We start from the raw sequence: 12,653 nt of genomic DNA, 5'->3' as shown, positions 1-12,653 counted from the left end.
ACGGCGGGGGGCCGGGTGACGGGGTTCGTTCTTTCGCGCGTGCGGGCACATCGACTGCTGCTGACCGCCGCGCTGCTCACCGTCGTGCTCACCACGGCGGTCCTGGCGACCCTCACCGCGTACTCCGGCGCGATCGGTGACGCCGCCCTGCGCCACTCGCTCCTCGACACCTCACAGGGTGCCGGACGCGAGGAGAGCGCGGCGGCCACGACACTGATCGTCAAGGCCGACGTGCCCCCGCAGGAACGCGCGGCCGCCGACAAGGCCGTACGGGAGGGCGCGCGGCGCACCTTCGACGGGCTGCCGGTGACGCTGCGGACACTGACGCGGTCGGGGCCGTACGCGCTGCCGAGGTCGCTGCAGCCCGCCGCCGAACGCTCGGGCGATCCGGACCTCACGCACTTCGCGGCGCTCGACCGGACCCAGGTGCGGATGGTCTCGGGCCGCCTGCCCGGTGCCCCGGGGGACGACCGCGAGATCGAGGTGGCCCTTCCCGAGGCGGCCGCCCGGGAACTCGCGCTGAAGGCGGGCGCCGGGCTGACGCTCGTCGACCGGTTCGGCGGACCCAAGGTGCGGATCCGGGTGACCGGGGTGTACCGGCCCGCGCGTGTCACCTCCCCCTACTGGCAGTTGGAGGACCTGCGCGGACGCGGGGTCAGCAGGCTGGACTTCACGACGTACGGGCCGCTGCTCGCCGATCCGGCGGTGCTCGCGGCGGCGACGGGCAGCGGGCAGAAAGGCGGGACGGACCGGGCGGGCGTGACGGTGAGCGCCGGGCAGACCGGCTGGCTGGCGTCCGCCGACTTCTCCACGCTGACGACCGGGCGGATCGACGCCCTGCGGGACGCGGCGCGCTCCGGCCCCCGTTCGCTGCTCAAGTCCCCCTCGCTGCACGGCACCACGGCCGTCACGACATCGTTGCCGGAGGAACTGGACCGCGTCGAACGGTCGTTGCTGGTCTCCCGTTCGACGCTGCTGATCGTGGCGCTCCAGCTCTCGCTGCTCGCCGGGTACGCGCTGCTGCTCGTGGCACGCCTGCTGAGCGTCGAACGGGCCGGTGAGACACGGCTGTTGCGGGCCCGTGGCGCCACGCGCGGGCGGGTGGCGTGGCTCGCCGCGCTGGAGGCACTGCTGCTGGCGATCCCGGCCGCGGTGTGCGCGCCGCTGCTCGCGGGGCCGTTGACGCGGCTGCTGGCCGGGCAGGGGGCGCTGTCGCGGATCGGGCTGCGGCTGGACACCTCGGTGACGGCCGGCGGTGTGTGGGTGGTGGCGGCCGGGGTGGCCCTCGGGTGCGCGCTGGCGGTGACCGTGCCCGCGCTGACCGGGGGTTCGGGAGGCGGCCGGGCCCGGGCGCTGCCCGCGCCGGTACGGGCCGGTGCGGATGTCGGGCTGCTGGTGATCGCGGCCGTCGCGTACTGGCAGTTGAGCCGGCAGAACTCCGGTGCCGTCACCGACGACCGTTCGGGCACGCTCGGCATCGACCCGCTCCTCGTCTCCGCGCCCGCCCTCGCCCTGCTCGCCGGAACCGTGCTCACCCTGCGTCTGCTGCCGCCCGTCGCCCGCCTCGCCGAGCGGCGCGCGGCGAGCGGCCGGGGCCTGCCGACGGCGCTCGCGGGCTGGCAGTTCAGCCGCCGTCCGATGGGCGGCGCCGGGCCCGTCCTGCTGCTCGTCCTCGCCATCGCCATGGGCATGCTCGCGATCGGCCAGGGCGCGTCGTGGAACGGCTCGCAGGACGACCAGGCGGACTTCAGGGCCGGCACGTCCGTACGTGTGACGGAGGCGGGCGAGAGCGGCCTGGGACAGGCCGGGACCTACTCGGCGGTCGACGGTGTGAGCGGGACGGCTCCCGCGATGCGTACGACGCTGCCGTTGTCCGGGAACCGGACGGCGACGGTGCTGGCGCTGGACACGGCGGACTCCGGGGGCGAGGACGGTTTGCTGATGCGCGGGGATCTGGCACAGGAGCCGGTGGGGCGGATGCTGGCCGGGCTCGGGCCGAAGGGGGCCGCGTCACCCGGCGCGGTGCTGCCGAAGGGAAGTACGCGGCTGGGGCTGATGCTGCGGATCCGGGCGGAGGCCGCGCCGGTGAAGGAGGGTTCGGAGGTGAAGGAGGGTTCGGACGCTTCGGACTCGGGCGCTGAGGCGTCGGGTTCGGAAGCGGCGGGGTCAGGCTCGGACCCGTCGGCGTTCCGCTCCGAGATGTCGGCGGACGTGGCGGTGACGCTGGAGGACCGGTACGGCACTCCGTACCGCGTTCCCGTCGGTGAACTGCCCGCCGACGGACGGGCCCACCGGCTCACCCTGGACCTGTCGAAGGCGGCCGAGGCCCCGGCCGGCCGGACCGCCGAGCCGCTGGCGCTGACCGGGCTGCAGTTGGACATGCTCCAGCCGACGGGCCGCGCCGAGCGCCACCTGCTGTCCGTCGAGGAGTTGACGGCCACGGGAGCCGACGGCTCGGAGCAACGTCTTGAGCAGCCCAAGTCCTGGCTGGCGAAGTCCCGCAGCAACAGCAGCACGGCGGATCCCGAGGCCGACTCCAGCCCGACGGCGGCGACCGTGAAGTCCGAGAAGCCGCTGACGGTCGGCTACGGCACCGGTTACGTACCCGGCGACTACGCCTGGGAGGTCTCGTCGTTGACGATCCGGCTGCGGGTGGACCGGCCCGACGTGCCCGAGGTCGCCGCGGTCGCGACGGACGGCTATCTGAAGGCCGCAGGGGCGCGTACGGGCCAACGGGTGGACGTGACCTTCGGCGGCTCTGCCGTACCGGTGCGGATCGTGGACCACGTGCGGGCGCTGCCGACCACGCAGGACGCCGGTGGCGGGGATCCCTCCGGCGGGGCGCTGCTGGTCGATCTCCGGTCCGTGAACCGGGTGTTGGAGCAACGGTACGGGGAGAGTGTCGCGCCCGGCGAGTGGTGGCTGCGGACCGAACCGGGGGCGGCGGCGCGGGTGGCCGCGGAGTTGCGCGAGCGGCCCGACGTCGAGCCGTCGCAGGTGGTCGTGCGCGACGAGGTCGCCGAGCAGTTGCGGGACGACCCCTTCGGGGCAGGGCCCGAGGCGGCCTTCGCGGCGGCGTCCGTGGTCGCGGCGGCGCTGGCGGCGGTCGGCTTCGCCGTGAGCACGGCGGGGTCGTTGCAGGCGCGCAGCGGTGAGTTCGCGCTGCTGCGCGCGCTGGGGGCACCTCGGCGGCAGCTCGCCCGGCTGGTCGCCGCCGAGCAGGGCGTGCTGATGGCGCTGGCGTTGGTGGTGGGGGTGGCGCTGGGGGCGGTTCTGACGCGGGCGGTGATTCCGTTGATCGTGCTGACGTCCGGGGCGAGTCGGCCGGTCCCGGAGGTGCTGGTGGAACTGCCGCTCGGCCAGGTCGTGTTCCTGCTGGCCGCCGTGGTGGTCGCGCCGCTGGCCGTCACCGCGGTGCTGGCGCTGCGGCGGGAGGACACCGCTCCTTCGCTGCGGTCGATGAAGTCGCTCAACGGGCAGGACGGTGAGTGAGATGGGGCGTGATTCCGGCTCCGGTGGACGTCCGGGCTTCCGGCGGCGGGACCACCCCGTCGCCCCCTGGATCCGTACCCGCCTGCGCACGGCCCCCGGCGCCGCGGTCGCCCTCGCGCTCCTGGTGATGGCGACCGCCTGTCTGGCCGCGGCCTTCCCCCGGGCCGTCGAACGCTACGAGGACGCGGGCCTGCGCCGAGCCGTCGTGGACGCGACGGCGCCCAGGACCTCCCTGCAGGTGTCCGCACCGCAGCCCGGCAACTACATCCCGCAGCCTGAGCGGGAGACGGCCCTGCGCCCGGAGAGCATGCGCAAGGCGTACGAGCGGGTGCTGAACGTGGTGGAGCGGCCGCTCGCCGTCGACTCCGCGCAGTCCATGTACGGCGTCCGCAACATCAACAACCTCGAAGCGGCGGAGACCTGGCTGCCGATGCCGAGCGGGCTGCCCGCACAGATGTCGCTCGCCGCGCAGAGCGGACTCGCCGAGCACTCCAGGCTGAGCACGGGCCGCCTCCCGCGCGCCGAGGACACGGTGTCCGCCGGGACCCGGGAGGTGGAGGCCGCGGTCACCACGGAGACCGCCAAGCGCCTCAACATCAAGGTGGGTTCGGTGATCCACGTGCCAGGGGTGCAGCGTGCCCCGCTCGCCGTGCGTATCACCGGCATCGTCGTCCCGCGTGACCCCGAGAGCGCGTACTGGACCACACAGCCCCTCCTGCGCACCCCGTCCCTGATCCGGCCGCCCACACAGGGTGCCGAGCCGGAGACCTACTGGCTGGGCGCCCTGCTGCTGCCGCCGGACGCGGCCCCGGTGCTCCTCGGCACTCCGGGCGAACCCGCGCGCTACTGGCTGCTCACTCCGGACCCCGCCGCGCTCACCGCGCACGACCTGTCCCGACTGGGCAGCGCGGTCGCCTCGCTGGAATCGGGCCCGGGCCTGGTGAAGGTCCGCGCGTCCACGGACGCGGACACCGGTGTGAGCACCGACCTCGACGAGGTCCTCACCTCGTACGCCGAACTCCGTTCCGGCGTCCGGCCCCTGGTCTCCGTCGCCGCCTTCGGCACCGGTGCGGTCGCGGTCGTCGTCCTTCTGATGGCAGGCCGCCTCACCGCCGACCGCCGCCGCACCGAACTCGCCCTCCTGCGTGCCCGCGGCGCCTCGCTGCGCGGGCTCACGAGGCGGCTGCTCACCGAGACGGCGGTGGTCGCGCTGCCCGCGGGCGCGCTCGGCCTCGCGGGCGCGCTGCTCCTCGTCCCGTACGGCCGCGCGCCGTACGCCGTCGGGGCGGCCCTCGCGGTCACCCTCCTCGCCTGCGCCGCGCTGCCCCTGCGCGCCCTGGCCGCCCACCGGGTCGTGGGGGTGCACGGCGCCCGCGAGGACCTCGCGTCCGTACGGCCCTCGCGGCGCCGCACCATCGCCGAACTCACCCTGCTCGTGCTGGCGTCGGCGGCGGTGCTCGCGCTGCGCAGCCGGGGGACGTCGGGCACCTCCGACGAGGCCCTCGACTCCGGCGCCTCCGGCAACCTCGGCAGCTCCGGCGACCAACTCGTCGCGATGGCCCCGGTGTTGATCGGTGTCATCGCCGCGCTCGTCCTGGTCCGGCTCTATCCGCTGCCACTGCGCTGGCTGGCCCGTCCCGCCGGGCGGCTGCGCGGCGCGATCGGCCATCTGTCGCTGGCCCGCGCGGGCCGTACCTCCGTCTCCACCGTGCTCCCGCTGCTCGCCCTGCTGACGGCGCTCACCACCGCCGCGTTCGGGGGTTCGGTCCTCGCGGGCGTCGCGGACGCGCGGGACCGGGCGGCCGTGCTCAGCCTCGGCGCGGACGCCCGCGTCGAGGCGGAGGGCGCCCTGCCCGCCACCCTGCCGGAGCGCGTCCGCTCGGCACCCGGCGTACGGGAGGTCACCCCGCTGAGCATCGCTTACGAGGCCAAGCCGGGAGCCGGCGTGGAATCGGTGCCCCTGGCCGGGGTGGACCCCGAGGGGTACGCGCGGCTGGCGGGACGGACTGGCCTCGGGGCGTTCCCGGCGGGCGAGTTGAAGGCTTCACCGGCCGGCGGCACGGCGAAGTCCGGCGCTGGCAGCCCTTCGAAGTCCGGGGCCGACGGCTCGGCGAAGGCCCCGCTTCCCGCCCTCGCCTCCTCCGCCGTCGCCGACCGCTACGGCACCCATCCCTTCTCGCTGCGGCTGGCGGACGGCAGCGACGTCACCGTCCGCATCACCCTCGTACGCGACCTGACCCCGGCCCTGCCGGGCACGGACTTCCTCATCGTGGACCGGGCCGGCCTCAGCACGGTTGCCGCGCGCCCCACCACGCTCCTGGTGACGGGCGACCAGGTGAGCGGCGGCGCCCTCCGCAAGGCCGTCGCCGCCGGTACGGGTGCCGATGCGGGCGCCACCGCCCGTGCCGACGTACGTCTGCGTTCGGAGGAGCGGGCTCGTTACGTCGACTCCCCTCTCCAGTCCGGCGCGGAACGCGTCTACGCGGTCGCGGTGGCTGCGGGCTCCGGATACGCCGTACTCGCGCTGCTGCTCGCCCTGGTGCGCGCCGCGCCCGAGCGTGCCGCCCTGCTGGCCCGGCTGCGCACGATGGGCCTCACCCGGAGCCAAGGGCGCCGACTGCTCGTACTGGAGGCGTTGCCCCAGGCGCTCCTCGCCGCGGTGGGCGGCGTCCTGACCGGCTGGGCGGCGGTCCGTCTCCTGGCCCCTGGCATCGACCTCACCTCCATCGCCCTCGCCACCCCCGGCGGAGCACCCCCGACCGGCACCGCCTCGCTCCACACGGACCCGGCGTCCCTCTTCCTGCCCGCCCTGACCGTCCTCCTCCTGGCCACCGGAATCGCCGCGGGCCAGGCGTGGTGGACGGGCCGACGCGGATCGGTGCGGGAGCTGAGGGCGGGGGACAGCCGATGACTCGCGGCAACGGCGGGCACGTGCCCGTCACGACGGACGGCAGCGGCGGATGTGTGCCGTCCACGACGACCGGCACCGGCATGCTCGCCACGACGGCTTGGACCGGCACAGGCGTGCCCGCCACCACGGCCGGGACCGGCGCAGACGTGCCCATCGCGACCACCGGCTTCGGCGGAAGCGCGCCCACCACGACAACTGGCACCGGCGGAGACGTGCTCTCCATGACGATCACCACGGGAGTCGCCCGATGACCACCACCGAGCCCACCGGCCCCAGCTTCGCCGACCTGGCCGAACGTGCCGCCGCTCGTCGCGACCGGCCCGCCTACGGTCACGACGCCCTGATCACCTGCGACCGGCTGGTGCGGATCTTCTCCGCGGACGGCGTAGAGGTCCAGGCGCTCCAGGGCCTCGATCTCCTCGTCCGGGAGGGCGAGTTGATGGCGTTGGTGGGAGCGTCAGGCAGCGGCAAGTCGACCCTGATGAACATCCTGGCCGGCCTGGACACCCCCACCGCGGGCGCCGCCCGGGTCTCGGGCCACGACCTGCTGACCATGAACGCGAAGGACCGGCTCCGCTACCGCCGCGACACCGTCGGCTTCGTCTGGCAGCAGACGGCCCGCAATCTTCTGCCCTATCTGACGGCCGCCCAGAACGTCACCCTGCCGATGCAGCTCACCGGCGGCCGCAGGGGCCGTCGAGCCCAGTCCGAACGCGCCCTGGAACTCCTGGAGTTGCTGGGCGTCGCCGACTGCCGGGCCCGCCGTCCGTTCCAGATGTCCGGCGGTCAGCAGCAGCGCGTGGCCATCGCCGTGGCCCTGGCCAACGCCCCCGCCGTGCTCCTCGCCGACGAGCCCACCGGCGAACTCGACTCGCACACCGCCGAGCAGATCTTCGCCGCCTTCCGCACGGCGAACGAACACCTCGGCACCACCGTCGTCATCGTCACGCACGACCAGGCGGTCGCCGGCGAGGTCCGCCGCACGGTCGCCATCCGCGACGGCCGCACCTCCACGGAGGTCCTGCGCCGCACCGAGGTCGACGCCACGACCGGCCACGAGACGGTGGTGGCCCGCGAGTACGCGATGCTCGACCGGGCGGGCCGGCTGCAACTCCCCGCCGAGTACACCGAGGCTCTCGGCATGCGCGACCGCGTCGCCCTGGAACTGGAACCGGACCACATCGGCGTATGGCCGGACGACAGCGATCACGGCTAGCGAGCACGGCTGACGAGTGGACCAGGCCGATGAGTGGACCCGGCCGGCGAGTGAACCCGGCCGGCACCCACCGCCGCTGGTCCGAGAAGTTCCGGTGCTCGCCGCCGCTGGTCGAGAAGTTCAGGACGCTCAGCGAACGCTGACGTCCAACGCCCCGAGTCCCGCCCTGCGTACGGCGATCGACCCGTACGGCGTACGCAGCCTGAGCCACGCGCCCGACGAAAGCAGCCGCAGTACGGCCCCATCGGGCCCGGCCGTGTTCGTGGTCGCCGCCGTGCCCGTGGTCGCGGCCGGGCGTGCGGGCCGCAGGAATCCCAGCGACTGGGCGGCGTGCGCGGCCCGGACGGGGAGTTCGGTGTCGCCGACCGGCCGGGACCAGATCTCCCGCCCGATCCGGTCGAGCGCGCTCCGCGTACGCCCCTCGGGCGCCAACTCGTCGATGCGCGAACGGAATTCGGCGACGGCCCCGGCCACCATGGTCCGCACCGCGTCGGACCCGGGCAGCCCCGGCTCGGACCGCCAGCCCCCGCGGGGCGGCAGCACCCCGGCCCACGGCGGGCCGGTGACGGCGGCGGGCACGGTCGCGGTGGCCGCCGACTCGTCGAGGGACTCCAGGAGTTCACCGGCCGAGACGGTCACGTCGAGCGAGAGATCGAGCCCGTTCTCGTACGGCTTGTCGAGCCGGGCCGTACGGATCGCGAGCACCTCGAACGACGGTGGCCGGCCGAACACCGCGAGCGTCGTCCCCGACGCCTGCAGCCGCACCGCGGCCGCACGGTCGTAGTGGATCAGGCGGGCCAGGAAGGCGGCGAGATCCGCCGCCTCCCCCTCGTCGGCGAGGTGCAGGGCCGTCATGCCGCGACGGCCCCCGCAGGGTCGTCCTCGTCGTCCGCGTACTCCGCGAGGAACTCCCGCTCCTCGGCGGTGAGACGGCGCGGACGCTGCGCCTCGAAGTCGAACGGCACTATGACCGTCCGGGCCCGGACATACACCTGGTCCGGATCCTTGACCTCGTAGGCGACGGTGAACGACGCCGCCCTTATCTGCGTGACCCACAGCTCGATGTCCACCGGCTGGTGCCGGTGGACCAACTGCTGCTTGTAGTCGATCTCATGGCGTGCCACCACGGACCCCTGCTGGAAATCCTTGTCCGGGCGGAACAGGAAGTCGATACGCGCCTCCTCCAGATAGCGGAGGAAGACCACGTTGTTGATGTGGCCGTACGCGTCCATGTCCGCCCAGCGCAGCGGGCAGCGGTAGATGTGCCGCAAGAGATCAGCCCCGGGTCAGCTTCTTGTAGGTGGCGCGGTGCGGACGCGCGGCGTCCGGTCCGAGCCGCTCCACCTTGTTCTTCTCGTACGACTCGAAGTTGCCCTCGAACCAGTACCACTTCGACTCGCCCTCGTAGGCGAGGATGTGCGTCGCGACCCGGTCCAGGAACCAGCGGTCGTGGGAGATGACCACGGCCGCACCCGGGAACTCCAGGAGCGCGTTCTCCAGCGAGGACAGGGTCTCGACGTCCAGGTCGTTGGTGGGCTCGTCGAGGAGCAGCAGGTTGCCGCCCTCCTTGAGGGTGAGAGCCAGGTTCAGACGGTTGCGCTCACCACCGGAGAGGACACCGGCGGGCTTCTGCTGGTCCGGGCCCTTGAAGCCGAAGGCGGACACATAGGCCCGCGACGGCATCTCGACCTGACCGACGTTGATGTAGTCGAGCTCGTCGGAGACGACGGCCCACAGCGACTTCTTGGGGTCGATGTTGGCGCGGCTCTGGTCGACGTAACTGATCTTGACGGTGTCGCCGACCTTGATCGCACCGGAGTCCGGGGTCTCAAGGCCCTGGATCATCTTGAAGAGCGTGGTCTTGCCGGCGCCGTTGGGACCGATGACACCGACGATGCCGTTGCGCGGCAGAGTGAAGGACAGGCCGTCGATGAGAACCTTGTCGCCGAACGCCTTGGAGAGGTTCTGGACCTCGACGACGATGGAGCCCAACCGCGGGCCCGGCGGGATCTGGATCTCCTCGAAGTCCAGCTTCCGCATCTTGTCGGCCTCGGCTGCCATCTCCTCGTAACGGGCGAGGCGCGCCTTGGACTTGGTCTGCCGGCCCTTGGCGTTGGACCGGACCCACTCCAGCTCGTCCTTGAGCCGCTTCTGCCGCTTCTCGTCCTTGCGGCCCTCGACCTTGAGGCGGGTGGACTTCTTGTCGAGGTACGTGGAGTAGTTGCCCTCGTAGGCGATCGCACGGCCGCGGTCCAGCTCGAGGATCCACTCGGCGACGTTGTTCAGGAAGTACCGGTCGTGAGTGACGGCGATGACGCAGCCCGCGTACTTCGAGAGGTGCTGCTCCAGCCAGTTCACCGACTCGGCGTCGAGGTGGTTGGTGGGCTCGTCGAGGAGGAGCAGGTCCGGAGCCTCGATCAGCAGCTTGCAGAGCGCGACGCGGCGCTTCTCACCACCGGAGAGGTTGACGACCGGCCAGTCGCCGGGCGGGCAGCCCAGCGCGTCCATGGCCTGCTCCAACTGGGCGTCGAGGTCCCAGGCGTTGGAGTGGTCCAGGTCTTCCTGGAGCTTGCCCATCTCGTCCATCAGCGCGTCCGAGTAGTCGGTCGCCATCAGCTCGGCGACCTCGTTGAAGCGCTTGAGCTTGCCCATGAGCTCGGCGGCACCGTCCTGGACGTTCTCCAGAACCGTCTTGGTCTCGTCCAGCTTCGGCTCCTGCATGAGGATGCCGACGCTGAAACCGGGCGACAGGAACGCGTCACCGTTGGACGGCTGCTCAAGGCCCGCCATGATCTTGAGAACGGTGGACTTACCGGCACCGTTCGGCCCGACCACACCGATCTTCGCGCCTGGCAGGAAGCTCAGGGTGACGTCATCAAGAATCACCTTGTCGCCGTGCGCCTTGCGCGTCTTGCGCATGGTGTAAATGAACTCAGCCAAGAGAAACCGTCCGGACGCTTGAAATCGGCAGTGGGCAGATACACCCCATCTTGCCGTACCGCCACCCCTCGGGGGAAACCCGTATGGCCGAACCGCTCTGACCCGTAAATAGCAGCAGGTCGGGGTGGGTGTGGGCAGGGCTGGGTGCCCGGTGACCGTGGTGGTCGCGGGGTGTCTGGGCTCGGGTCGGTCAGGCCGCGCCTTCCAGGGGGTCGAGGGTGACGGTGTAGCCGAGCTGGTTGAGCGCGCTGATCGCGCGGCGGGTGGCGCGTTCGGGGTCGCGCTGGGCGAAGCGGGTGCGGCCAAGGTCGTGATGGGGGACGTTGTCGGTGAGCATGTGCCAGATCGCGGTGATGATCGGGTGTTCGACGGCGGCCAGGGCACTGAGCGGGCCGCGCCGGGCGGTCAGCCGCTTGTAACGGGCCTGCAGGTAGGTGTCCTTGGTTCTCACCGCCCCGAAGGCGGCCAGGCCAAGGGCGGCCTTTGAGATACGGGTTCCCGGGCCGGAGCCTGGTGTTCTTGGTGCGGCCGGCGGACTCGTGGTGGCCGGGGCAGACCCCGGCCCAGGACGCGAGGTGCCTGGCGGAGGCGAACCGGGCCATGTCGCCGCCGGTCTCCGCGGTGATCACTTCGGCGACGGCCTGGTTGATGCCGGGGATGGTGTCGAGCAGGCCGGGGGTGCCTCGATAGGGGGCCATCGCCTCCGTGATCCGGGTATCCAGCTGTCCGATTGCGCCGGTGAACTGGCCGTAGTGGTCCAGGTGCGGCCGGGTGAGGAAGGCGTGGTGGTCGCGGAAGCGTCCGGTCAGGGCCTCGGTGAGTTCGGGGATTTTGTTGCGGAGCTTGCGTCTGGCCAGGTCCGCGAGCTCCTGCGGGTCGCGTTCACCACGGATGAGGGCCTCCGGCATGGCCCGGCCCGAGACGCCCATGAGGTCGGAGGCGACCGCGGCCGGCTTGATCCCGGTGTCCTCCAGCAGCTTCTCCAGTCGTTGCACGATCTGCCCGCGCTCGCGGTCATCTGGGTGCGGGCCCGGGTCAGGTCCCGCAGTTCGCGCACCGGCTGCGGCGGCACGAACGAGGGGCGGACCAGGCCGTGGGTGCCGAGCTGGGCAAGCCAGGCGGCGTCGGAGACGTTCCGTCTTGCGGCCGGGCAAATTCTTGACCTGCCGGGCGTTGACCAGGATCACGTTCAGGTCCTCGGCCGGCAGGTGGTGGAACGGCTTCCAGTAGTCGCTGGTGGCCCGGGTCACGACGAGTGTGACCTGGGCGGCGAGCAGGTGATCCCGCAGGGCGAGCACAGTGTTCGTGGTCGAGCCCCAGGTCGTGGTCTCGTTGGTGAACGGGCCCCGTCGTTTCGTACTCGGGCGGCGGACGCACGCCTTGGCATCCTTCTTGCTGATGTCCACACCGGCGCGGCGTTCGTGCAGCACGTCCACGGCCCCGCTCCCTCCCCCGCCGAATGGCCAAGCGGTACGCCGTTCCGGGAGGGCCAGGGTGGAACAAGAATTCTGGCGCCCGTGCTCAGAGCAACACTCCACGGTTCCCATGGACGGACGGCCCTCAGTGCCACGCCGACCTGCGAGCTCACCGGCATCACAGAGCAATCGGCTTCGGCCGGAACGAACCCCACCAGCGTCCCGCAGCGGTACCAGCCCACGTCAGGGGCAGACGGAAGCACCCCAGCGCACGCCACAGGATTTACCACGTCCCCGGCGCGCACCGAAGGTGCGCTGGATCGCTGACCTGAGGTTTCCCCTGCTCGACTCTGTAGTCGGTCTGTCACTGTCAGTCGTCAGCGATCGACGTCGGGGGCCTCACACGGCCCGGAGACGGCCCAGGAATCAGCCGACTCGCGTCCGGCCCCGGCAGGAAGCGACGGCCCGCCGGTCACTCGTGCGCGGCCAGGGCAGCTGGGGAGCGACCGCAGGCTTTCGCGGCAGAGCCACGTGAAGGTGCGATCGGGTTCGAGGTGTGCGTCTCCCCAGGGGATGGCGTGGATCCGCGCAGGCATCCGCTGCACGAGTTCGGTCGGGCGGTCTTCGTGACGGCCGTGCCGACCTGACGGACGCCGCCCGGAGCGTCGTTGGCTGCCGC

The 12,653-nt window shown here is 72.4% G+C and carries 7 protein-coding genes and 1 pseudogene; 4 read left to right on the top strand and 4 right to left on the bottom strand.

Translation table 11 applies throughout. The features are described from left to right. The first annotated feature begins 39 nt into the window (after window positions 1–39). Genes QF035_RS33800 through QF035_RS33785 form a run of 4 tightly spaced genes read left to right on the top strand, consistent with a single transcriptional unit; the run spans window position 40 to window position 7,619 of the window. Window positions 40–3,492: an ABC transporter permease gene (locus tag QF035_RS33800; protein WP_307524291.1), complete on the top strand. Its 3,453-nt coding sequence runs from the start codon at window positions 40–42 to the stop codon at window positions 3,490–3,492. 1 nt (window position 3,493) lies between these two features. Further along, window positions 3,494–6,403: an ABC transporter permease gene (locus tag QF035_RS33795; protein WP_307524290.1), complete on the top strand. Its 2,910-nt coding sequence runs from the start codon at window positions 3,494–3,496 to the stop codon at window positions 6,401–6,403. Then, a complete protein-coding gene (locus QF035_RS33790) occupies window positions 6,400–6,654 on the top strand; it encodes a hypothetical protein (protein WP_307524289.1) in 255 nt (84 codons plus the stop codon). The genes QF035_RS33795 and QF035_RS33790 overlap by 4 nt, the downstream gene beginning before the upstream one ends. Beyond that, the gene (locus QF035_RS33785; RefSeq protein ID WP_307524287.1) at window positions 6,651–7,619 is read left to right on the top strand and encodes an ABC transporter ATP-binding protein; all 969 of its coding nucleotides are present in this window, start codon (window positions 6,651–6,653) and stop codon (window positions 7,617–7,619) included. Before QF035_RS33790 ends, QF035_RS33785 begins: the two co-directional genes overlap by 4 nt. A gap of 129 nt (window positions 7,620–7,748) precedes the next feature. Here QF035_RS33785 and QF035_RS33780 read toward each other — a convergent pair whose 3' ends face one another. The 4 genes and pseudogenes from QF035_RS33780 to QF035_RS33765 form a co-directional block, all read right to left on the bottom strand. Beyond that, entirely contained in the window at window positions 7,749–8,474 is a 726-nt protein-coding gene (locus QF035_RS33780) for a hypothetical protein (protein WP_307524286.1), read from the bottom strand. Continuing rightward, entirely contained in the window at window positions 8,471–8,890 is a 420-nt protein-coding gene (locus QF035_RS33775; protein WP_307524284.1) for an acyl-CoA thioesterase, read from the bottom strand. The genes QF035_RS33780 and QF035_RS33775 overlap by 4 nt, the downstream gene beginning before the upstream one ends. A gap of 4 nt (window positions 8,891–8,894) precedes the next feature. Then, a complete protein-coding gene (gene ettA, locus QF035_RS33770) occupies window positions 8,895–10,559 on the bottom strand; it encodes an energy-dependent translational throttle protein EttA (RefSeq protein ID WP_307524282.1) in 1,665 nt (554 codons plus the stop codon). Window positions 10,560–10,749: 190 nt separating this feature from the next. Continuing rightward, window positions 10,750–11,995 (bottom strand): annotated as a pseudogene (locus tag QF035_RS33765) (IS110 family transposase). Window positions 11,996–12,653: the final 658 nt, after the last annotated feature.

Source organism: Streptomyces umbrinus (genome assembly GCF_030817415.1).
Classification (GTDB): Bacteria; Actinomycetota; Actinomycetes; order Streptomycetales; family Streptomycetaceae; genus Streptomyces; species Streptomyces umbrinus_A.
The sequence above is the reverse complement of the archived record's forward strand: the minus strand, read 5'-3'. Positions and strand labels throughout refer to the sequence as shown.